Annotated in this window: 2 protein-coding genes; both read right to left on the reverse strand. The window is 72.2% G+C overall.

Annotation, left to right across the window (positions count from 1 at the left end; translation table 11 throughout):
- Position 1: 1 nt before the first annotated feature.
- Positions 2-15,736, reverse strand: coding sequence for a type I polyketide synthase (locus tag ACQP0P_RS29735; protein WP_433360609.1), 15,735 nt, complete (start codon positions 15,734-15,736; stop codon positions 2-4).
- Positions 15,733-26,019 carry an SDR family NAD(P)-dependent oxidoreductase gene (locus ACQP0P_RS29740; protein WP_433360612.1) on the reverse strand — a complete coding sequence of 3,429 codons (10,287 nt, stop codon included), beginning with the start codon at positions 26,017-26,019 and terminating at the stop codon, positions 15,733-15,735. The genes ACQP0P_RS29735 and ACQP0P_RS29740 overlap by 4 nt, the downstream gene beginning before the upstream one ends.
- Positions 26,020-26,032 lie beyond the last annotated feature (13 nt).

The following is a 26,032-nucleotide window of genomic DNA, read 5'->3' on the forward strand; positions in this document are numbered from 1 at the left end:
CTCACCCCTCCAGCTCGGCGTCGAGGAAATCGAACAGTTCGGCGTCGCTGGCCACGCGCAGCCGTTCCGCCACGGCTTCGGACGGCGGGGCGGGCGGCTCGTGGCGTGCGGCCAGCTCGCCGAGCAGCGCCTGCAACCGGGCGGCGGCCCGCTCGGCCGCAGGATCGCCCGGCGGGATCGCGGCCATCGCCGCGGCCACCTCCGCCAGCGCGTCGTCCAGGGACGGGCCGGCGGCCTCGTCCAGGCGAGCGCCCAGGTGTGCCGCCAGGTCCTCGGCCGTCGGATGGTCGAAGACGAGTGTGGGGGGCAGGTCGAGCCCGGTGGCGGCGCCGAGCCGGTTGCGCAGGTTCACTGCGGCGAGGGAGTCGAGGCCGAGCTCCCGCAGCTGACGGCCGGGTTCGACCGCGTCCACGCCGTCGTGGCCGAGCACTGCCGCGATCTCGCCGCGTACGGCTCGCAGTAACCGACGGCGCCGTTCGGCATCGGTGAGCCCGGCGAGCCTGCGCGGGAGTTCGGCGCTTGCGGCGTCGGCGAGCCGGCTCTCGGCGGCGGCGCGCAGGAGAGCGGCCACCTCGGGCAGGTCCTCGACGAACGGCCGTCGCCGCAGCGCGGTGAAGGTGGGCACGAACCGTTCCCAGTCCATGTCGGCCAGGACGAGGGCCGGACGGTCCTCCCCCAGTGCCTGGCCGAGCGCGGCCAGCGCGAGCGCCGGCGGCATCGGCGACACACCCCGGCGGCGCAGTTGCTCACGGCGTCCGGCCTCGGCCGCCGGGTCGCCGAGATCGACCTCGGCCCACAGGCCCCACGCCACGGCGGTGGCGGGCAGGCCTTGGGCTCGGCGGTGTTCGGCCAGCGCGTCGAGGTGGGCGTTCGCGGCGGCGTAGGCGGCCTGCCCGCCGCTGCCCCAGGTGCCGGCGATCGAGGAGAACAGCACGAAGGCGTCCAGTTCGTGTCCGGCGAGGAGTTCGTGCAGGTGCGTGGCGGCAAGGGCCTTCGCACCGAGGGCCGTGTCCAGCTCGGCCGGAGTGGTGCCTGCCAGCGCGACGGCGTTCAGCGCGCCCGCTGTGTGGAAGACGGCGGTCGGCGGATGCTCGGCGAGCAGGGCGGCCAGCGCGACGCGATCGGTGAGGTCGCAGGCGGCGACGGTCACCCGGGTGCCGCCGAACGCGCCGGGGTCGAGGTCGTCGGCTCCGGGGTGTTCCGGGACGAGCACGAGGTGCTCGGCGCCCAGGTCGGCGAGCCAGCGGGCCACGTGCGCGCCGAAGCCGCCGGTCCCTCCGGTGACGAGTACGGTGCCGCGAGGGCGGAAGCCCGGCTTTGACGCCGGGGTCGGCAATCGGGTCAGGCGGCGGGCCAGCAGGCCGCTGGGCCGTACGGAGAGCTGATCTTCGCCTCCCGCGCCCGCGAGAGCGCGCGTCAGGTGAGTGGCGGCGCGGGCGTCGAGCGCGGCGGGCAGGTCGACCAGGCCGCCCCACAGACGCGGAAGTTCCAGCGCGACGGTACGTCCCAGCCCCCACACCTGCGCCTGGCCGGGCTCGCCCGGCCCGTCGGACCCGCCGGTACGCACGCCACCGCGCGTCACCAGCCACAGCGGGACGTCGGCCCCGTCCAGCTCTTGCACCAGCGCGACTGTGGCGGCGAGCCCCGCGGAGACGGCGGGGTGTCCGGGCACGGGCGCGTCGTCGAGCGCGAGCAGGGACACCACTCCGGCGAGCCCGTCGGGCAGTGCGCATCGCAGGCCGCGGGTGACGGTCACCACCTCGGCGCCCGCCTCGGCGAGCGCGGCGGCGCAGAACGCGGCGCTCGCGCTCGCAGCGGAGGTCTCGGGAACGACCAGGAGCCAGGTGCCGGACAGTCCGGATGCCTCGGGTGCGACAGGCGTCCACGTGACCTCGTAGCGCCAGGAGGTCGTCGCGGTCCGCTCGCGGCGCCCGGCGTGCCAGGCGGTCAGCGCGGGCAGCACCGTACCGAGCGAACCGGGATCGTCCACGCCGAGCGTGCGGGCGACCTGATCGGCGTCCGCACTCGCGACCGCCTCCCAGAAGGCGGTCTCCGCCGGGTCGGCTCCGGCGGTCGAGGGGGCGCCCTCCAGCCAGTACCGCCGTCGCTGGAACGCGTACGTGGGCAGCTCGGCCCTCGTGGCCGTACGGCCTTCGTAGGCCGCCCGCCAGTCAACGCGCACGCCACCCGCATACGCCTCGCCCAGCGCGGTCAGGAAGCGATCCAGGCCGCCGTCGTCACGTCGGAGCGTCGCCGCCACGGTAACGGCGAGTTCCGCCTGCTCGCCGCTCTCCTGCAGGCTCGGGGCGAGCACGGGATGCGGGCTGACCTCCAGGAACGTCCGGTGCCCCCGGCCAAGGAGCGCGTGGGTGGCCTCGGCGAACAGGACGGGCTGCCGCAGGTTGCGGTACCAGTACTCCGCGTCCAGCAGGTCACCCTCCACCCACTGCCCCGTCACCGTGGACAGGAACGGCACGGCGGGCGGGCGGGGCACGATCCCGGCCAGCGCCGCGCGGAGCTCGTCGCGGATCGGCTCGACTCCGGGCGAGTGGGAGGCGTAGTCGACGGGCAGCCGACGGGTGCGGATGCCCTCGGCCTCGCACCGGACGATCAGGGCGTCGAGGGCCGCACCGTCGCCCGCGACCACCACCGCCGACGGAGCGTTCACGGCAGCGACGGCGAGCCCGGTGCCGTGCAGGTCGAGCCGGTCCGGCGGCGCCAGTACCGATGCCATCCCGCCCGTACCGGCGAGCGCACGCAGCGCGCGGCTGCGCAGCGCGACCACCCGCGCGCCGTCGGCCAGCGACAGGGCGCCCGCCACGCACGCGGCGGCGATCTCCCCTTGCGAGTGTCCGACGACGGCGGCGGGCTCCACACCGTGGGCGCGCCACAGCTCGGCCAGGGCGACCATCGTGGCCCACAGCGCGGGTTGGACCACGTCCACCCGCTGCAGGTCGCCCTTCCCGCGCAGCACGTCCTCAAGGGAGAAGTCCACGTAGGGCGCGAGCGCCTGCGCGCACTCGGCGATCCGCGCGGCGAACACCGGCGAGGAGTCGAGCAGCGCCGCGCCCATGCCCAGCCACTGTGGTCCCTGACCGGGGAAGACGAACACCGCCCTGGTCTCGGCGCTGGCGGATCCCCGCACGACTCCGGCTGCCGGCTCACCCTCGGCGAGCACGGCCAGCCCCCGGGCGAAGGCGGGCACGTCGTCACCCACCAGCACCGCGCGCCGTTCCAGGCTCGCTCGGGTGGTGGCGAGGGCAAGGCCCAGACCGGCGAGGTCGGGCGCGGGGTCGCGCTCCAGGCGGGTCAGCAGGCGCCGGGCCTGCTCGCGCAACGCGGGCTCGGTCGCCGCCGACAGCACCCAAGGCAGCGGCCCGGTTTCCTGGTCTGCCACCGGCTCGGGTTCGGCGGCGACGGCCGCTTCGAGGATCAGGTGGGCGTTGGTGCCACTGATCCCGAACGACGACACCCCCGCCCGCCTCGGCCGGCCGGCCACCGCCCACGGCCGCTCCTCGGTCAGCAACGACACCGCACCCGAGGCCCAGTCCACATGCGACGACGGCGCGTCCACATGCAACGTCCGCGGCAACACCCCATGCCGCATCGCCTGCACCATCTTGATCACACCGGCAACCCCCGCCGCCGCCTGCGCATGACCAAGATTCGACTTCACCGACCCCAACCACAACGGCCCGACCCGATCCCGCCCATAAACCGAAAGCAACGCCTGCGCCTCGATCGGATCCCCCAGCGCCGTCCCCGTCCCATGCGCCTCCACCACATCCACATCACCGGGAACCAGACCCGCATCCGCCAGCGCGCGCCGAATGACCCGCTGCTGCGAAGGACCGTTCGGAGCCGTCAACCCGTTGGAGGCACCGTCCTGATTGACGGCACTCCCCCGCAGCACCGCCAGCACCCGGTGACCGTTACGCCTGGCATCCGACAGCCGTTCCAGCAACACCAGGCCCACACCCTCGGACCACCCCGTCCCATCGGCCCCCTCCGCGAAGGACTTGCACCGGCCATCCGGCGCCAGCCCCCGCTGACGGCTGAACTCCACGAAAACACCCGGCGTCGCCATCACCGTGACACCACCCGCCAAGGCCAGCGAACACTCCCCGCGCCGCAACGCCTGCGCCGCCAGGTGCATCGCCACCAACGACGACGAACACGCCGTATCCACCGTCACCGCCGGGCCCTCCAACCCGAACGTGTACGCGAGGCGGCCGGAGGCGACGCTGCCCGCCGTACCGGTGCCGACATAGCCTTCCAGGTCGCTGGGAACGGACGGCACGAGCGTGACGTAGTCGTGGTACATCACGCCGACGAAGACGCCGGTGTCGCTGCCGGACATCGAGGTGGGGTCCAGCCCCGCACGCTCGAACGCCTCCCACGACGTCTCCAGCAACAACCGCTGCTGCGGATCCATCGCCAGGGCCTCGCGGGGGCCGATGCCGAACAGGTCCGCGTCGAACCGGTCGGCGTCGTACAGGAAGCCGCCCTCGCGGGTGTAACTGGTGCCGGGGCGGTCCGGGTCGGGGTCGTACAGGGCGGAAAGGTCCCAGCCCCGGTCGGTGGGGAACCGGGAGATCGCGTCGCCGCCGGCCGCGACCAGGTCCCACAGGTCCTCCGGCGAGCGCACGCCGCCTGGGTAGCGGCAGGCCATCGCCACGATCGCGATCGGCTCGTCCGCACTCGGCCGGTTCTCGACCATGAGGGCGGGCGCCGCCGGAGTGTCCAGGAGCTCCTGCAGCAGGAATGCGGCCAATGCGGCGGACGTCGGATGGTCGAAGACCAGGGTGGCGGGCAGGCGGGCGCCGGTGCGGGTGGCGAGGGCGTTGCGCAGCTCGACGGCGGTGAGCGAGTCCAGGCCCAGCTCGGCGAACGTCGCGGTGAGCGGTACGGCCTCCGGGCCGCGATGCCCGAGAACCGCCGCGACCTCGGCCCGCACCGCCTCCTGGGCGACCCGCTCCCGTTCCTCGCCGGACAGCCCGGCCAGGCGGCGTGCCAGCTGTGGGCCGCCGGACTCCGCGGGACGCCGGCGGGTACGGACCAGACCGCGCAGCAGGTGCGGCACCTCGCCGGAGCGTGCGGCCGCCGCGAGGTCCAGGCGGGCGGGCAGCAGGACGGCCTGGCCATACCGGTCGGCGGTGTCGAACGAGGCCAGTCCCGCTTCGGGCGTCAGCGCGGCGGTCCCGGGCCTGGCGGTGCCCGCCATGCCGGTCCCCACGTCCCACAGACCCCAGGCGAGCGAGGTCGCCGGAAGGCCGCGGGCCCGGCGGCGCTGCGCGAGCGCGTCCAGCACGGCGTTGGCGGCGGCGTAGTTCGCCTGGCCGGGCGTTCCGAACGTGGCGGCGGCCGATGAGAACAGGACGAACGCGGCCAGGCCCTGGGTGAGGTCGTGCAGGTGTAGTGCGGCGTCGGCCTTCGGGCGGAGCACGGCGGCGAGCCGTTCGGGGGTGAGGGACTCCAGCACGCCGTCGTCGAGCACACCGGCCGCGTGCACCACGGCCGTCAGCGGGTGCTCGGGATCGACGGCACCGACCAGGGCGGCGACCTGGTCGCGCTGGGACACATCACACGCCACGAACTCGACGTGCGCTCCCAAACCCTCCAGCTCGGCCCGCAGCCCGGGGGCTCCGGGAGCATCCGGACCGCTCCGGCCGGCAAGCAGCAGCCTGCGCACGCCGTGCTCGGCCACCAGGTGCCGGGCGAGCAACGTGCCCAGCGCCCCGGTCGCGCCGGTGATCAGTACCGTCCCTTCCGGGTCGTACGCGGTGGGGGCCTCGTCCTGGATCCTCGCGCGGGCCAGACGTGGCGCCAGGATCCTGCCGCCGCGCAGCGCCAGCTGTGGCTCGCCGGTGGCGAGTGCGTTCCGCACGCCGTCTTGGGACTCCGCCGTCCCGTCAAGGTCGAGGAGGACGAAACGGCCCGGATGCTCGGACTGCGTGGAGCGGAGCAGACCCCACGCCGCCGCGCCGGCCAGGTCCGTGACGTCGTCCCCTGATCGTGGCGCCATCGCCCCCCGCGTCAGGAGGACAAGGCGGGCGCCGGGGAGCCGGTCGTCGGCCAGCCAGTCGCGCGCCAGCGCCAGCGCGCGCTCGGCCGTCCTGTGCACGGCGGTCACCTCGTCTTCCCGCCGCCTGGCCTGGCCGGTCTCGAGCGCCGCCGTCAGGGGGGCCAGTACGAACTCCGGCGCCTGCGCGCCGATGGGCAGAGCTGCCAGGCCGGGGTAGGCCGGTGCGGCGATCCCGTCGTACGGCTCACCGAGAACGACGACACCGGCCTCGGGAACGGCGTCGAGTGCCTCGACTTCGGCCCAGTCCACGCAGTACATGTCGCGGTCGAGCCGGGCGTGCGGGAGCGGACGGAAGGTGATCGCGTCCACGGTGGCGACCGTGCGGCCGGTGGCGTCGGCCAGGGTCAGGGCCAGCGAGTCCGGGGTGAGCGGCGTCAGGCGGGCTCGCGCCGCGGTCACGCCGGGTACCCGCACGCGGACGCCGGTCATGACGAACGGGATCCGCGCCGCCTCCGTGTCGGGGAGCACACCGAGCACGGCCGCGTGGAGTGCCGCGTCGAGCAGCGCCGGGTGGAGGATGTACCGGTCGGCGCCCGGCCGCTGCGGCTCGGGCAGTGCGACGTCGGCGTACGCCCGGCCACCGTGTCGCCATGCGGCCTGGAGCCCCTGGAAGGCCGGACCGTAGTTCAGCCCGGCCGCGGACAGGGCGGTGTACAGCGTGTCGACGTCGGCGGGGTCGGCCCCGGGAGGCCGGTTCGCCAGGTCCGGCTCCGGACCGCTCTCGGGTGGCGCGGTGCCGAGTGTGGCTGTGGCGTGGCGCGTCCAGGGCTGGTGGGTGTCGGGGCGGGCGTGGACGATGAGCGCGTGCCCGTCGGGGTCCACCCGGATCTGGACGGTGACCTCGCCGTTTTCCGGGATGACGAGCGGGGTTTCGAGGGAGAGCTCGCCGATCTGGTCGCGGCCGGCGTGGGCGGCGGCGTGGAGGGCCAGTTCGGCGAAGACGGCGGCGGGGATCACGTGCGCGCCGCCCACGACGTGGTCGGCCAGCCACGGGTGGGACCGCGTGGACAGCCGGCCGGTGACGACGATCCCGCCCTCCTCGGCGAGGGAGACTGCGGCGCCGAGCAGCGGATGCCCGGCCGGAACCAGGCCGAGCCCTGCCGGGTCGCCGCCAGGGGTGGGCGCCAGCCAGTACGGCTCGCGTTCGAAGGGGTAGGTGGGCAGGTCGATCAGGGTGCCGGTGAGCATGGCGCGCCAGTCGACACGCGCCCCGCGCGCGTGAGCCTCACCCAGCGCGGTGAGAAGCGTCCGAGGCTCGTCCTTGCCTCTGCGCAGCAGGGGGATGACCTCGCGGTCGGCGGCCATCGCGGTCAGCGCCGCGTCCGGGCCGACCTCCACCAGCACCGGCACCTCCCGCAACCACTCCAACGCCTGAGCGAAGCGCACCGGCTCACGCACCTGCCGCACCCAGTAGCCCGCAGTGGCGATGTCAGGCGTGGGCTCACCGGTGAGGGTGGAAACGATCGGAATGGACGGCGGCTGAAACCTCAACCCCCGCACCACCCCGGCGAACTCCCCCAACATCGGATCCATCCGATGGGAGTGGAAGGCATGACTGACCCGCAACCGGCGGGTACGCCGCCCCAGCCCGGCCACCCGCGCCTCGATCCGCTCGACCTGCCCGGCATCACCGGAGACCACCACCGACCCGGGGCCGTTGAACGCCGCGATCTCCACCCCCTCCGACAACAACGGAGTGATCTCCGCCTCCCCGGCCTCCAGCACACACATCACCCCACCAGCGGGAAGGGCCTGCATCAACCGGCCCCGAGCCGCCACCAGCACACACGCATCGGTCAGCGACAACACCCCCGCCACCTGCGCCGCCGCCACCTCACCGATCGAATGCCCCAGCAGATAATCCGGCCGCACCCCCCACGACCCCACCAGCCGGAACAACGCCACCTGCACCGCGAACAACGCCGCCTGCGTGTACACCGTCCGATCCAGCGCCTGCCCATCAGCCGCGATCACCTCACGCAACGACCGGCCCAGCAACGGATCCAGCTCCGCGCACACCTCATCGAAAGCCGCCGCGAACACCGGATAGCGGCCATACAACTCCAGCCCCATCCCCGGCCGCTGCGACCCCTGACCCGAAAACAGGAACGCCACCTTGCCGGGGCTGACAGGTGCGGTCTCGCCGACCTCGGTCAGCTTGGCGAGCAGTTCGTCGCGGTCGCCTGAGACGATCGCGGCACGGTGTGCGAATACCGGGCGCTGGGCGGACGAATAGGCCACGTCCCCCACCGGCACCTCCCGGTTCTTCCGCAGGAATGCCGCGAGCTCGGCCGCTTGGACCCGCAGAGCGTCCGCGCTGCGCGCCGACAGGAGAACAGGCGCCTCCCCCGACGCCTCCGCCACGGGTGCCTGCGCGGGCGCCTCCTCCAGGATCACGTGCGCGTTGGTGCCGCTGATCCCGAACGACGACACCCCCGCCCGCCTCGGCCGACCGGCCACCACCCACGGCCGCTGTTCGGTCAGCAGTTCCACCGCACCCAAGGACCAATCCACATGCGATGACGGCGCATCCACGTGCAACGTCCGCGGCAGCAGGCCGTGTTGCATCGCCAGCACCATCTTGATCACACCGGCAACCCCCGCCGCCGCCTGCGCATGACCAAGATTCGACTTCACCGACCCCAACCACAACGGCCCGACCCGATCCCGCCCATACGCAGAAAGCAACGCCTGCGCCTCGATCGGATCCCCCAGCGCCGTCCCCGTCCCATGCGCCTCCACCACATCCACATCACCCGGAACCAGACCCGCATCCGCCAACGCCTGACCGATCACCCGCTCCTGCGAAGGACCGTTCGGAGCCGTCAAACCATTCGACGCCCCATCCTGATTGACCGCACTACCACGGAAAACAGCCAGCACCCGATGGCCGTTACGCCTGGCATCCGACAGCCGCTCCAGCACCAACACCCCGACACCCTCCGACCACCCCGTCCCATCCGCCCCCTCCGCGAACGACTTACACCGCCCATCGACCGCCAACCCCCCCTGACGACTGAACTCCACGAACACCCCGGCCGACGACATCACCGTCACCCCACCCACCAGCGCCAGCGAACACTCCCCGCTCCGCAACGCCCGCGCCGCCAGATGCATCGCCACCAACGACGACGAACACGCCGTATCCACCGTCACGGCCGGACCCTCCAGGCCGAACGTGTAGGCGATCCGCCCGGACAGCACGCTGGCCGCGCTGCCGGTCAGCAGATGCCCTTCCACCCCCTCTGCGCCCTGGCCGAAGGGCGGACCGTACTCCTGGTACATCCCTCCGACGAACACCCCGGCCGGCTCGCCGCGCAGCGCCGCCGGATCGATCCCGGCCTGCTCGAACGCCTCCCACGACGTCTCCAGCAACAACCGCTGCTGCGGATCCATCGCCAACGCCTCACGCGGCGAAATCCCGAAAAACCCGGCATCAAACTGCGCCGCGTCATACAAGAACCCGCCCTCACGAACATACGAACACCCCGACCGCTCAGGATCCGGATCGAACAACGCCCCCAGATCCCAGCCCCGATCCGTCGGAAAACCCCCGATCGCATCCTCACCCGAAGCCACGAGCTCCCACAGATCCTCAGGCGAGGCCACCCCACCCGGATACCGGCACGCCATCCCCACGATCACCACCGGATCGCCGGACACGTCGGCGACCACCGGCGCGGTCCCGACCGGCGACGACCCCAGTAGCTCATGCCGCAGATGGGCGGCGAGCGCGACCGGCGTCGGATAGTCGAAGGTGAGCGTGGCGGGCAGCCGCAGCCCGGTGGCGGCGGTGAGCCGGTTGCGGTACTCGACGCCGGTCAGCGAGTCGAAGCCGAGATCCTTGAACGGCCGCTCACCGTCGACGGCATCCGGCCCGGCATGTCCCAGGACGGCCGCGGCGTGCTCGCGGGTGAGGTCGAGGAGCGCGCGGTCCCGGTCCGCATCCGGTATGGCTGCCAGGCGCTGGGCGTAGGAGGTCTCGGTCGCGGACCGTGCGGTCGTCCTGCGAACCGGCGCCTTGACCAGGCCGCGCAGCATCGTGGGCAGTTCGGCGCCGCCACGGAGGGCGGCGAGGTCGAGAGCGATGGGCACCTGCACTGGTTCGGCCACGGTGAGGGCGGCGTCGAGCAGGCCGAGCGCGTGCTCAGTGGTGAGCGGGGCGACACCGGAGCGGGCCATCCTGGCCAGGTCGGCCGCGCCGAGCCCGCTGGTCATGCCACTCGACTCCGCCCAGAGTCCCCAGGCCAGCGACACGCCGGGCAGTCCCCGTTCGACCCGCTGGGCGACCAGGGCGTCCAGGAAGGCGTTCGCGGCGCCGTACGCGGCCTGTCCGGCTCCGCCGAGCGTCCCGACAGCCGAGGAGAAAACGATGAAGCCCGCCAGATCCCGATCCCGGGTCACCTCGTGCAGAACGGTGCCGCCGGTCACCTTCGCGGCCAGCACCCGATCCACCTGCTCGGCGCTCAGCCCGGCGACCACCCCGTCATCCACCACACCCGCCGCGTGCACCACCACCGACAGATCCGGCAACGACCCCACCAAAGCCGCCATCGCCGAACGATCCATCACATCAGCCGCCACCACCCGCACACCCGGCAACTCGTCAAAGCCCGCGACCACCCGCCGCCCGACCAGCACCACATCCCGCACCCCATGCACCGACACCAGATGACGCGCCACCAACCGGCCCAGCGTCCCGGTCCCACCCGTGACCAGCACCGTCCCCTGGGGGTCCCAGAGGGGACGGGGCACGGTCAGGACGACCTTGCCGATGTGCTGGGCCTGGCTGACATGGCGGAACACCTCGGGCGCGCGCCGCACGTCCCCCGTGGTGATCGGCGGCAGCCGCAGGGCGCCGGACTCGAACAGGGCGAGCAGGTCGGCCAGCATGCTCTGGATGCGCGCGGGGTCGACCAGCATCAGATCGAACGGCCGGTAGTCGATCCCGGGCAGGCTCGTGGGAGAGCGCAGGTCGGTCTTGCCCATCTCCAGGAACCGGCCGCCGTACGCCAGCATCCGCAGCGAGGCGTCGAGGAATTCACCGGTGAGGGAGTTCAGAACCACGTCCATACCGCCGGTGAAGGCCGTGGCGAAGTCCAGGGTGCGCGAGGAGGCGATGTGCGCGTCGTCCAGGCCACGTTCGCGCAGGGCGTCCCACTTGCCGGGGCTCGCGGTGGCGAACACCTCGGCGCCCAGGTGCTGGGCGAGCGCGACGGCGGCGGACCCGACACCGCCGGTCGCGGCGTGCACCAGGACGCGCTCCCCCTCCTCCAGCCGGGCGAGTTCGACCAGGCCGTGGTACGCGGTCAGGTAGGCGATCGGGACCGAGGCCGCCTCCTCGTACGACCATCCGCCCGGGATCCGCGCGAGCATCCGATGATCGGCGAGCGCGCTCGTCCCGAACGCGTGGGAGAACAGGCCGAACACCCGATCTCCCGGCGCCAGCCCGGTCACTCCGGAGCCCACCTCGATGACGGTTCCGGCGCCCTCACCCCCGAGTGGCACATCGGCCGGATACATGTCCAGTGCGATGAGCACGTCCCGGAAGTTGACGCCCGCCGCGCGCACCCGGACGCGCACCTGGCCGGGCGCGAGCTCCTCTGGCGTATGTACGGACAGGGTCAGGTTGTCCAGCGTGCCCTTGGCCGTCACCTCCAGCCGCCAGTCCGACGACGCGGGCGGCACCAGGCCGGGATGGGTGGACATGCGTGCCAGCCGGGGAGTGTAGGCCGTGCCGGCCCGGATCGCGATCTGGGGCTCGGTGGAGACGATCAGCCCCGCGGAGTCGGCGGGCGTGTCGGTGTCGACGAGCAGGATCCTGCCGGGATGCTCCCCCTGCGCGCCGCGGACCAGTCCCCAGATCGCTGCGGCGGCCGGATCTGGCGCGGGATCGCCGGAGACCGCGGCCACCGCTCGCCTGGTGACGATCATCAAACGGGCGTCGCCACCGGGCTCCGCGGCCAGCCACTCCTGAACGGCGGCGAGCGCGCCGTGAACCGAGGCATGGGCATCCGCGGCCAGGTCGCCTGTCTCGTGCGGCTCGCAGTGCACGACGGTGACGCCCGCGTTCTCTCCTGCCTCGACCGGCACCGGTGTCCACTCGACCCGGAAGAGGGAGTCGTCATGCCGGGGAGCGGCGGCCGCCAGCGGTCTGAGAACGAGCGAGTCGACCATGATGACGGGCGCGCCGGTGGCGTCTGCGGTGACGATCGACACGGCGTCCGCGCCGGCCGGTGACAGTCGCGCACGCAGCGTGGTCGCCGCGGCGGCGTGCAGCGTCACCCCGGACCAGGAGAACGGGATGCGAGGCGTTTGCCCGGCCGCCGGAGGCGCCGCGACCGCGAGGGCGTGCAGGACCGCGTCCAGGAGCGCCGGATGCAGTCCGTACGTGTCCGCCCCGGCCGCCTCGGGCAGGACGACCTCCGCGTAGACGTCGTCACCCGCCCGCCAGACCGCCCGTAATCCCTGGAAGGCCGGACCATAGCCGAGACCCGCCTCGGCGAGGGCCTCGTAGTGGCCGTCCAGCTCGACCGGCTCGGCGCCGGGCGGCGGCCAGACCCCGAGCGTCTGCCCGCCGGTGCCGCGCCCGGCCGGTCCCGGAGTGATCGTTCCGGTGGCGTGCCGGGTCCAGTCCTCCCCTTCGGAGCTGGAGTAGATGCTCACCTCACGCCTGCCGGCCTGGTCGGCCGGGCCGGCCAGGAGCTGGACCGACACCGCGCCGCGCTCCGGCAGCACGAGTGGCGCCTCGAGCGTGAGTTCCTCCAGGTGGTCACAGCCGACCTGGTCGGCGGCTCGTACTGCGAGCTCCACCAGGGCGGTGCCGGGCAGCATGGGCGTGCCCGCGACAACGTGGTCGGCCAGCCATGGGTGGGTTTGCGCGGACAGTCGCCCGGTAAGGAGGAGCCCGTCACCGTCGGCGAGGGTGACGGCGGCGCCGAGCAGCGGGTGCCCGGCCGGGGTCAGCCCCAGCCCGGCCGCATCCGCGCCCGAAGTGGGGGCCAGCCAGTAGCGGCGGCGCTGGAACGGATACGTCGGCACATCGACCAGCCGACCCGACAACACCGCCGGCCACCGCAGACCGGCCCCGCGCACATACAGGCCGGCCAGCGCGATCATCACCGCCTCGACCTCACCCACCCCCCTGCGCAGCAACGGCAGGACCTCACGGTCGCCGGCCATCGCGGCCAACACCGCATCCGGACCGACCTCCACCAGCAACGGCACCCCCCGCAACCACTCCAACGCCTGAGCGAAGCGCACCGGCTCACGCACCTGCCGCACCCAATAACCCGCCGAAGCAATCTCCGACGTCGGCCGACCCGTCAACGTGGACACGATCGGAATCGACGGCTCATGAAACGTCAACCCCCCCACCACCCCGGCGAAAGCCTCCAACATCGGCTCCATCCGCCGCGAATGAAACGCATGACCAACCCGCAACCACCGCGTCCGCCGCCCCAACCCCGCCACAAACGCCTCGACCCGCTCCACCTCCACCACATCACCCGACACCACCACCGACCCCGGCCCGTTGAACGCAGCGATCTCCACCCCCTCCGACAACAACGGAGCCACCTCCGTCTCACCGGCCTCCAGCACACACATCGCACCCCCAGGAGCCAACCCCTGCATCAACCGGCCCCGCGCCCCCACCAGCACACACGCGTCCGCCAGCGACAACACCCCCGCCACATGCGCCGCCGCCACCTCACCGATCGAATGCCCCAGCAGATAATCCGGCCGCACCCCCCACGACTCCACCAACCGGAACAACGCCACCTGCACCGCGAACAACGCCGCCTGCGTGTACACCGTCCGATCCAGCGCCTCCCCCCCGGAAGCGATCACCTCACGCAACGACCGCCCCAACCCCGGGTCCAGTTCCGCGCACACCTCATCGAAAGCCGCCGCGAACACCGGATAGCGGCCATACAACTCCAGCCCCATCCCCGGCCGCTGCGACCCCTGACCCGAAAACAGGAACGCCACCTTGCCCTTGACCGGGCCTTTGACCGGGTTCGCCGGCTGCGCTCCGGAGGCCACCGCGGCGAGTTCCCGGGTCAGTTCCTCCCGGTCCCGCCCGACGGCAGCAGCCCGATGCGGCAGCCCCGCCCGCGCGGTGGCCAGTGTGTACGCCACGTCGTTGAGGTCAGCGTCATCGACGACCGTGAGAAGCCTGCCCGCCAGTTCCCGCAACGCCTCAGGACTCCGCGCCGACAGCACCCACGGCACCGGTCCGGCAGCCTCGACCACCGGCTCCTCAACCGGCGGCGCCTCCTCCAGGATCACGTGCGCGTTGGTACCACTGATCCCGAACGACGACACCCCCGCCCGCCTCGGCCGACCGGCCACCGCCCACGGCCGCTCCTCGGTCAACAACGACACCGCACCCGAGGACCAGTCCACATGCGATGACGGCTGCTCCACGTGCAACGTGCGCGGCAGCAGGCCGTGTTGCATCGCCTGCACCATCTTGATCACACCGGCAACCCCCGCCGCCGCCTGCGCATGACCAAGATTCGACTTCACCGACCCCAACCACAACGGCCCGACCCGATCCCGCCCATAAACCGAAAGCAACGCCTGCGCCTCGATCGGATCCCCCAGCGCCGTCCCCGTCCCATGCGCCTCCACCACATCCACATCACCCGGAACCAGACCCGCATCCGCCAACGCCTGACCGATCACCCGCTCCTGCGAAGGACCATTCGGAGCCGTCAACCCATTCGACGCCCCATCCTGATTGACCGCACTCCCCCGCACCACCGCCAGCACCCGGCGGCCGTTGCGGATGGCATCAGAGAGCCGTTCCAGCACCAACACCCCGACACCCTCGGACCACCCCGTCCCATCCGCCCCCTCCGCGAACGACTTACACCGCCCATCGACCGCCAGCCCCCGCTGACGACTGAACTCCACGAAGGTGTTCGGCGACGCCATCACGGTGACCCCGCCCGCCAGGGCGAGCGTGCACTCACCGCGGCGCAGCGACTGAACGGCCAGGTGCAGTGCCACCAGGGATGACGAGCAGGCGGTGTCGATCGTGACGGCGGGCCCCTCCAACCCGAACGTGTAGGCGATCCGCCCGGTCGCGACGCTCGCCGCATTGCCGTTGCCGAGAAAGCCCTCCAGTTCCTCCGGCACTCTGTGCAGCCGCGACTGATAGTCGTGGTACATCAGCCCGGCGAACACACCGGTACGGCTGCCGCCCAATGTCCCGGGGTCGATCCCGGCCCCTTCGAACGCCTCCCACGACGTCTCCAGCAACAACCGCTGCTGCGGATCCATCGCCAACGCCTCACGCGGCGAAATCCCAAAAAACCCGGCATCAAAATCGGCAGCGTCCTGCAGGAACCCGCCGTACCGGGTGGAGGAGGTGCCCGGCCCCGTCCCGGAGCCGAGCAGCGCGGCCAGGTCCCAGCCCCGGTCGGCGGGGAACTCGGTGATCGCGTCCCGCCCCGCCGCGACGAGCTCCCACAGCTCTTCCGGCGAGGTCACCCCGCCGGGGAGCCTGCAGGCCATGCCGACGATCGCGATGGGCTCGCGGCCCGCCTCCTCGACCTCGCGCAGGCGCCGCTGGGCGTCCTGGGCCTCGGCGATGGCCCGCCTGAGGTATTCGCGAAGCTTGTCCTCGTTGGCGTTCGTCATACGGTGTCAGCCCCCAGGTTCTCAACAAGGTCGAAGAGTTCGTCGTCGCTGGCGGTGACCAGGTCGGTGGCCTCCGGCGCCAGTTGCGAGACGAGTGCGCGCAGCCGGGCCACGATCCGGTCGCGGGACGCGTCGTCCTGCTGCGCGGTCAGCATGGCCTCGAAGCGGTCGAACGCGGCGCCGACCAGGTCGGGGGCCGCCTGGCGGACCCGCTCACGCAGGTGCCCGGCGAGCGCCTCCGGCGTCGGGTAGTCGAAGACGAGCGTGGCGGGCAGGTCCAGCCCGAGCTCGGTACGCAGGCGGTTGCGCAGGTCCACACCGGTCAGCGAGTCGAAGCCGAGTTCCTTGAACTGCCGGTCCTGGTCGATCTCGCCGGTGTCCGCGTGGCCGAGCACGTTCGCGACGTGCCGCCGTACCAGATCGAGGAGAAGGCTCGCGGCTTCGGCGTCAGGCAGTGCCGCCAGCCGTTCCAGCAGCGGCTCCGCGGGGCGCTTCGCCCTCCGCGCGGCGGGCGAGGAGCCGCGCAGGAGCGGATGTACGCGCTCGGCGTCACGGTCGAGTTTGACCGGTACGGCGGTGGCCCGGTTGTCGGCGAGCACGGCATCGAACAGAGCCAGTGCCTCGTCGGTGGCCAGCGGCCGGATGCCGAGCCGGGCGATGCGGGCGTGGTCGGCCACGCTGAGTCCCTCGCTGATGTCGCTGGCCTCCGCCCACAGCCCCCAGGCCAGCGAGGTCGCGGGGAGTCCGGCAGCCCGGCGGCGCCTGGCCAGCGCGTCGAGGAACTGGTTCGCGGCGGCGTAGTTGGCCTGCCCCGGATTGCCGAGCACACCTGCCGCGGAGGAGAACATCACGAACGCGGTGAGTTCGTGGTCACGGGTGAGCTCGTGGAGGTTCCAGGCGGCCTCGGCCTTCGCCCGTAGGACGGTGTCGAGCCGGTCCGGGGTGAGCGACTCGACCAGCGCGTCGTCGGTCACCCCCGCCGCGTGTACCACTGCGGTCAACGGCCGGTCGAGCGTGGCGAGGAACGCTGCCAGGGCTGCGCGGTCCGCGACGTCGACGGCGACTACGCGGACGCTCGCCCCCAGGCGGGTGAGCTCGTCGGCCAGATCGGCCGCACCCGGTGCGCCGGGGCCGCTTCTGCTCGCCAGCACCAGCCGCCGTACGCCGTGCGTGGCCACCAGGTGGCGGGCGAGCAGGCATCCCAGGGTGCCGGTGCCACCGGTGATGAGCACGGTGCCGTCGGGGTCCCAGCCGGTGCGCGGCGCGTTGCCCCCGAGATCGCCTCCTCCGGGCGTGACCTTGATCAGCCTGGGCACGAGAACGGCGCCGCCCCGCACGGCCAGCTGCGGTTCCTCGGCGGCCAGCGCGGCAGGCGCGGCGGCGGCGTCCTCACCGAGGTCGAGCAGTGTGAAGCGGTCAGGATGCTCGGCCTGGGCCGACCGCACCAGGCCCCAGACCGCTGCCCCCACCGGGTCGGTGGACGAGGCGTCGCGGGTCACGACCACGAGCCGGGAGTGGGTGAGGCGGGAATCGGCGAGCCAGCTCTGCAGCGTGCGCAGCACTACCGCCACGGCCTCACGGGCGCGCGACGGTGAGGGCTCGGCGGCGCCGAGCGGGAGAAGCACCACATCCGGCACACCCGCTGCGGCCACCGACTCCACATCCGGGTACCGGTCGCCCTCCAGCCCCGGCTCCGCCTCCCCGAGGACGGCCCATCGGGTCGTCTGGGCGGCCGGGAGCGTAGGCAGGGGGATCCACTCAACGTCGAACAGTGCGTCAGCGGCGGGAACCCGCTGGACGGCCCCGATGTCCAGCGGGCGGACGGCGACGGCGTCGACGTCCGCGATCGGCCTGCCGGTGTCGTCGGCGACGATGATCGACGCCTGGTCGGGTGCCACAGCGGTGACCCGGGCGCGCAGCCGGGTGGTGGCGGCGGCGTGCAGGTAGGCGCCCCGCCAGGAGAACGGCACCTGCGCCATCCCGCTGCCGTCCGGCGTCAGCAGGTGCAGGACCGCGTCGAGGAAGGCCGGATGAAAGGCGTAGCGGTCGGCGTCCGTGGACAACGACTCCGGTAGTGCCAGCTCGGCATAGGTGTCGTCGCCGTCGCGCCAGGCTTTCACCAGCCCACGGAAGGCGGGACCGTAGTGGAGTCCGGCCGACGCGAGCTCCTCGTACAGCAGATCCACGTCGATCGGGTCGCCGGGCGGCGGCCAGACGGCGAGATCTCCGGCCGGAGCGGCCGGAACGTCGGCCAGTGTCCCCGCCGCGTGCCGTACCCATGGCTGGTCGTCCGTGGCACGGGCGTGCACGGTCAGCTCCGGACGACCGTCCGGGGCTGGGGCGGAGACCCGCACCTGGATCTGCAGCCCGCCCGTCTGCGGCAATACCAGCGGGGCGTGCAGGATGAGCTCCTCGATCCCCGCGTGCCCGGTATGTTCGACGGCCTGCCAGGCCAGCTCGGTCAGGGCGGTCCCGGGGACGATCACCGCTCCCGCCACCGCATGGTCGGCCAGCCATGGGTGGGTTTGCGCGGACAGTCGCCCGGTAAGGAGGAGCCCGTCACCGTCGGCGAGGGTGACGGCGGCGCCGAGCAGCGGGTGCCCGGCCGGGGTCAGCCCCAGCCCGGCGGCATCCGCGCCCGAAGTGGGGGCCAGCCAGTAGCGGCGGCGCTGGAACGGATAGGTGGGCAGGTCGACCAGCCGGCCGGACAGCACGGCCGGCCAGTGCGGATGCGCGCCGCGCACGTGCAGGCCGGCCAAGGCGCGCATCACCGCTTCGGTCTCGCCCATCCCCCTGCGCAGCAGGGGGATGACCTCGCGATCGGCGGCCATCGCGGTCAGCGCCGCGTCCGGACCGACCTCCACCAGCACCGGCACCTCCCGCAACCACTCCAACGCCTGAGCGAAGCGCACCGGCTCACGCACCTGCCGCACCCAGTAGCCCGCAGTGGCGATGTCAGGCGTGGGCTCACCGGTGAGGGTGGAAACGATCGGAATGGACTGCGGCTGAAACCTCAACCCCCGCACCACCCCGGCGAACTCCCCCAACATCGGATCCATCCGATGGGAGTGGAAGGCATGACTGACCCGCAACCGGCGGGTACGCCGCCCCAGCCCGGCCACCCGCGCCTCGATCCGCTCGACCTGCCCGGCATCACCGGAGACCACCACCGACCCGGGGCCGTTGAACGCCGCGATCTCCACCCCCTCCGACAACAACGGAGTGATCTCCGCCTCCCCGGCCTCCAGCACACACATCACCCCACCAGCGGGAAGGGCCTGCATCAACCGGCCCCGAGCCGCCACCAGCACACACGCATCGGTCAGCGACAACACCCCCGCCACCTGCGCCGCCGCCACCTCACCGATCGAATGCCCCAGCAGATAATCCGGCCGCACCCCCCACGACCCCACCAGCCGGAACAACGCCACCTGCACCGCGAACAACGCCGCCTGCGTGTACACCGTCCGATCCAGCGCCTGCCCATCAGCCGCGATCACCTCACGCAACGACCGGCCCAGCAACGGATCCAGCTCCGCGCACACCTCATCGAAAGCCGCCGCGAACACCGGATAGCGGCCATACAACTCCAGCCCCATCCCCGGCCGCTGCGACCCCTGACCCGAAAACAGGAACGCGAACGGCCCAGGGGTCGCCTGACCAGTGATCAGCCCCTGTGTCGCACGGCCTTCGGCGAGCGCGGTGAGCCCGGCCTTCTGCGCGTCGCGATCCGTGCCTACGACAGCGGCGCGGTGCTCCAACGCGCTACGACCGGTCGCCAATGTGCGCGCCACGTCGTGGGAGTCCGCGTCATCGACGACCGTGAGAAGCCTGCCCGCCAGCTCCCGCAACGCCTCAGGACTCCGCGCCGACAGCACCCACGGCACCGGTCCGGCAGCCTCGACCACCGGCTCCTCAACCGGCGGCGCCTCCTCCAGGATCACGTGCGCGTTGGTACCACTGATCCCGAACGACGACACCCCCGCCCGCCTCGGCCGACCGGCCACCGCCCACGGCCGCTCCTCGGTCAACAACGACACCGCACCCGAGGACCAGTCCACATGCGATGACGGCTGCTCCACGTGCAACGTGCGCGGCAGCAGGCCGTGTTGCATCGCCTGCACCATCTTGATCACACCGGCAACCCCCGCCGCCGCCTGCGCATGACCAAGATTCGACTTCACCGACCCCAACCACAACGGCCCGACCCGATCACGACCGTAGGCGGCCAGCAACGCCTGCGCCTCGATCGGATCCCCCAGCGCCGTCCCCGTCCCATGCGCCTCCACCACATCCACATCACCCGGAACCAGACCCGCATCCGCCAACGCCTGACCGATCACCCGCTCCTGCGAAGGACCGTTCGGAGCCGTCAAACCATTGGAGGCGCCGTCCTGATTGACGGCACTACCACGGAAAACAGCCAGCACCCGATGGCCGTTACGTCTGGCATCCGACAGCCGTTCCAGCAACACCAGGCCCACACCCTCCGCCCAGCCCGTCCCGTCCGCCCCCTCCGCGAAGGACTTGCACCGGCCATCCGGCGCCAGCCCCCGCTGACGACTGAACTCCACGAAAACACCCGGCGTCGCCATCACCGTGACACCACCCGCCAAGGCCAGCGAACACTCCCCGCGCCGCAACGCCTGCGCCGCCAGGTGCATCGCCACCAACGACGACGAACACGCCGTATCCACCGTCACCGCCGGGCCCTCCAACCCGAACGTGTACGCCACCCGACCGGAGGCGACGCTGCCGGAGTTACCGATGCCGAGGTGGCCTTCGAGATCGGCCGGTGTGGTGTGCAGCCGGGCCGAGTAGTCGTGGTGCATCAGGCCGACGAACACCCCGGCGTCCTTACCACGCAGGGACGCCGTGTCGATCCCGGCCTGCTCGAACGCCTCCCACGACGTCTCCAGCAACAACCGCTGCTGCGGATCCATCGCCAACGCCTCACGCGGCGAAATCCCGAAAAACCCGGCATCAAACTGCGCCGCGTCATACAAGAACCCGCCCTCACGGACATACGAACGCCCCGACCGCTCAGGATCCGGATCGAACAACGCCCCCAGATCCCAGCCCCGATCCGTCGGAAAACCCCCGATCGCATCCCCACCCGAAGCCACGAGCTCCCACAGATCCTCAGGCGAGGCCACCCCACCCGGATACCGGCACGCCATCCCCACGATCACCACCGGATCGTCGGCGGCCTTCCGCTGCGCCTGTGCGGGAGCGCGGCTCGGCAGCGTCCCGGCCAGTTCCCCCAGCAGGTGGCGGGCCAGAGCGGCGGGTTCGGGATAGTCGAAGATCAGCGTGGCGGACAACCGCAGCCCGGTCGCGGTGGTGAGCCGGTTGCGCAGTTCGACCGCGGTGAGCGAATCGAAGCCCAGGTCCTTGAAGGAACGTCCTGGCTCGACCGACGCCGGTGACGGGTGCCCGAGGGCGGTGGCGACATGAGTGCGTACCAGGTCGAGCACCAGCCGTTCCCGCTCGGCGGCGGGCCGGTCGGCGAGGCGCTGCCGCAGGATCTCGCGCGCCCCCGTACGGCCCCCCCGCCCCGGCACCCTGGACAGCCCCCGCAGCATGAGGGGAACCTGTTCGGCGGTCCCGCGCAACGTCGGCAGGTCGAGTTGGAGAGGCAGCAGCGCGGCCTCACCCGTCGCGACCGCCCGGTCGAGGAGCCGCAGGGCGGTGCCGGTCTCCATGGCGCCGAGTCCGATCCGCTCCCAGCGGGCCAGGTCGGCCTGGCTGAGCTGGTTCGTCATGTCACTGCGTTCCGCCCACAGCCCCCAGCCGAGCGAGGTACCGGGCAGTCCGTGGCCGCGCCGCCAGGACATCAGGCCGTCCAGAAAGGCGTTCGCGGCCGCGTAGGCGGCCTGTCCGGCTCCGCCGAGTGTTCCGGCAGCCGAGGAGAAGGCGACGAACTCCGCCAGATCCCGATCCCGGGTCACCTCGTGCAGAACGGTGCCGCCGGTCACCTTCGCGGCCAGCACCCGACCCACCTGCTCGGCGCTCAGCCCGGCGACCACCCCGTCATCCACCACACCCGCCGCGTGCACCACCACCGACAGATCCGGCAACGACCCCACCAAAGCCGCCATCGCCGAACGATCCATCACATCAGCCGCCACCACCCGCACACCCGGCAACTCGTCAAAGCCCGCGACCACCCGCCGCCCGACCAGCACCACATCCCGCACCCCATGCACCGACACCAGATGACGCGCCACCAACCGGCCCAGCGTCCCGGTCCCACCCGTGACCAGCACCGTCCCCTGGGGAGCCGTCCAGGGCACGGCCGCGGTCGGGTGCTCGGCCAGGCGTGGCACGTGGAGTTCGCCTCCGCGTATCGCGACCTGGGGCTCTCCGGTGGCGAGCGCGGCGGGGAGCAGGCCGCGGCCCGCGCCGTCCGCGTCAAGGTCGAACAGCGTGAACCGGTCCGGGTGCTCGGTCTGGGCAGACCGCACCAGCCCCCACACCGCCGCGCCGGCCGGGTCGGCGACCTCGCCGTCAAGGGCCATCGCCCCCTGCGTGACCAGCACCAGCCGGGAGCCACCGGAGCGGTCGCCTGCGAGCCACTCCTGCAGGATGCCCAGCACCCGATGTACGGCGCCGACGGCGTCCTCTCCCACACAGGGGACGATCACTACGTCGGGCGTGTCAGCGGCATCGGAGTGGGGCCAGGCGGCCAGGTCCCAGTCATCCGGGAGCGTCCAGCGGGCAGGCTCAGGGGCAGGCGCCTCGATGGGCTTCCACTCGACCCGGTACAGGGCGCCCGGGTTCTTCCGGTCCCGCGACAAGGCAGCCGCGGTCACCGGCCGAAGGGTGAGCGCTCCGGCCGAGACGACCGGGGTCCCGGAGCCGTCGGCCACGTCGATGGACAGGGTGTCGGGGCCGGTGTGCCGCAGGCGTACTCGCAGGGTCTCCGCGCCGGAAGCGCGAAGGGAGACGTCGGCCCAGGAGAACGGCAGCAGCACCCGCCCCTCAGGCAGGTCTCCGGAGGCGAGGGCGTGCAGAGCCGCGTCGAGAAGCGCCGGGTGCAGCCCGTACGCTCCCGCGTCGACGTCGGCCGCCACCTCGACGTAAATCTCGTCGCCCGCCCGCCACATCGCGCGCAACCCCTGGAAGGCGGGCCCGTAGTGGTAGCCACGCCCGGCCAGCAGTTCGTAGTACCCCTCGATCTCGACCGGTTCGGCACCTGGCGGCGGCCAGGTGGCCAGGTCAGCCGGGGTGGATTCCGGGTCGGTCCGCACGCCCGCGAAGCCGCCCGCGTGCCGGACCCAGCCGTGGTCCGCGTCGTCGGACTGTTCAAGCCGTGAGTGGATCGCGAGGGCACGCCGCCCCGACTCGTCCGCCGGACCGACCTCTACCTGGACCTGTACAGCCCCATGCTCGGGCAGCACCAGGGGCGCCTGAAGGGTCAATTCCTCGATCTGGTCGCAGCCCACGCGGGCCACCGCCTGTAGCGCCAGCTCGACAAAGGCGGTGCCGGGCAGCAGCACGGTGCCGAGCACGACGTGGTCGGCCAGCCACGGCTGCGTGGCCGGGGAGATCCGGCCCGTGAGCAGCATCCCGTCGCCCTCGGCCAGTTCCACGGCCCCGCTCAGCAACGGGTGGCCCGTCGGGGCCAGACCGCTCGCGTCGGTACTGGAGGCGGGTGGCAGCCAGTAGCGCTGCCGCTGGAACGGGTAGGTGGGCAGGTCGATCAGGGTGCCGGTGAGCATGGCGCGCCAGTCGACACGCGCCCCGCGCGCGTGAGCCTCACCCAGCGCGGTGAGAAGCGTCCGAGGCTCGTCCTTGCCTCTGCGCAGCAGGGGGATGACCTCGCGGTCGGCGGCCATCGCGGTCAGCGCCGCGTCCGGACCGACCTCCACCAGCACCGGCACCTCCCGCAACCACTCCAACGCCTGAGCGAAGCGCACCGGCTCACGCACCTGCCGCACCCAGTAGCCCGCAGTGGCGATGTCAGGCGTGAGCTCACCGGTGAGGGTGGAAACGATCGGAATGGACGGCGGCTGAAACCTCAACCCCCGCACCACCCCGGCGAACTCCCCCAACATCGGATCCATCCGATGGGAGTGGAAGGCATGACTGACCCGCAACCGGCGGGTACGCCGCCCCAGCCCGGCCACCCGCGCCTCGATCCGCTCGACCTGCCCGGCATCACCGGAGACCACCACCGACCCGGGGCCGTTGAACGCCGCGATCTCCACCCCCTCCGACAACAACGGAGTGATCTCCGCCTCCCCGGCCTCCAGCACACACATCACCCCACCAGCGGGAAGGGCCTGCATCAACCGGCCCCGAGCCGCCACCAGCACACACGCATCGGTCAGCGACAACACCCCCGCCACCTGCGCCGCCGCCACCTCACCGATCGAATGCCCCAGCAGATAATCCGGCCGCACCCCCCACGACCCCACCAACCGGAACAACGCCACCTGCACCGCGAACAACGCCGCCTGCGTGTACACCGTCCGATCCAGCGCCTGCCCATCAGCCGCGATCACCTCACGCAACGACCGGCCCAGCAACGGATCCAGCTCCGCGCACACCTCATCAAAAGCCGCCGCGAACACCGGATAGCGGCCATACAACTCCAGCCCCATCCCCGGCCGCTGCGACCCCTGACCCGAAAACAGGAACGCCACCTTGCCAGGACCGACAGCCTCCGACGAGCCCTCGGCGACCCGGGCCAGCCCGGCCACGAGCTCCTCGCGGTCGCCCGCGACCACGACCGCCCGGTGCTCGAACACCGACCGCAGGTTCGTGGTGTAGGCGACATCGAGCGCCTCGTGTTCGGCCTTCAGCAGCCGCCGCGCCTGGGCGCGCAGTGCTTCGGCCGTCTTGGCCGACAGCACGACCGGCATGACGGGCACGTCCATGCGATCTGTGACGGCCTCTTCGGGGAATTCCTCCAGGATCACGTGCGCGTTGGTACCGCTCAGCCCGAACGACGACACGCCCGCCCTGCGTGGCTGCTCACCTCGCGTCCACTCCACAGGCTCGGCGAGCAACGCCAGTCCACCAGCGTCCCAGTCCACGTGGGGTGTCGGCTCGGACACGTGCAGGGTGCGCGGGAGCGTGCCGTTCCGCAGGGCCTGCACCATCTTGATGACGCCGGCCACGCCCGACGCGGCGAGCGTATGCCCGATGTTGGACTTCACCGACCCCAGCCACAGGGGACGCTCCCGGCCCTGCCCATACGTCGCGAGCAGGGCGCGTGCCTCGATCGGGTCGCCGAGCTCGGTGCCGGTGCCGTGCGCCTCCACCACGTCCACCTGATCGGACGACAGCCCCGCGGCGGTCAGCGCCTGCTGGATCACCCGCTGCTGCGCCAGCCCGTTGGGCGCGGTCAGGCCGTTGGACGCGCCGTCCTGGTTGATGGCGCTGGCCCGTACCACGGCAAGCACCCGGTGGCCGTGGCGGCGGGCGTCGCTGAGCCGTTCCAGCACCACGACGCCCACACCCTCGGCCATGCCCATGCCGTCGGCCCCGGCCGAGAACGCCTTGCAGCGGCCGTCGGCCGCCAGCACCCGCTGACCGCCCAGCTCCACGAGCGGGCCGGGAGACGACAGTACGGTGACGCCTCCGGCCAGGGCGAGGTCGCAGTCGCCGTTGCGCAGGGCGCGCGCGGCGAGGTGCAGTGCGACCAGCGAGGTCGAGCAGGCGGTGTCAACGGTGACCGCCGGGCCCTCCAGTCCCAGTGTGTACGAGATGCGCCCGGAGGCCACGCTCGGCACGACACCGGTCACCACGTGACCCTTGACGTTCGGCGGCGCCTGGTGGAACAGCGGGCCGTACTCCTGGTAGTTGATGCCGACGTACACGCCGGTTTGGCTGCCCCGCAGTCCCTGGGGATCGAGCCCGGCGTTCTCCAGGGCCTCCCACGACTTCTCCAGCAGCAAGCGCTGCTGCGGATCCATCACCAGCGCCTCACGCGGGGAGATCCCGAAAAACCCGGCATCGAAGTCGGCCACTTCGCTCATGAAGCCGCCGCGCCTGACGTATGTCGTCCCCGACCGGCCCGGGTCGGGATCGTACAGCGCGGTCAGGTTCCAGCCCCGGTCCCCCGGCAGCTCGGAGGTCGCGTCCCGGCCCGCCGTGACCAGCTCCCACAGCTGGCCGGGCGTGTCGACGTCGCCCGGGTAACGGCAGGCCATGCCGACGATCGCGATCGGCTCCCGATCACGATCGTCGTTCTCCTTAAGCCGCCTGCGCGTGGCCCGCAGCTCGGTGGTGACCTTCTTGAGATATTCGCGAAGCTTCTCGTCTTCGGACATACGAAACCGCCGT

Origin of the sequence: Streptosporangium sp. CA-115845, assembly GCF_050943795.1 — a bacterium.
GTDB lineage: Bacteria > Actinomycetota > Actinomycetes > Streptosporangiales > Streptosporangiaceae > Streptosporangium.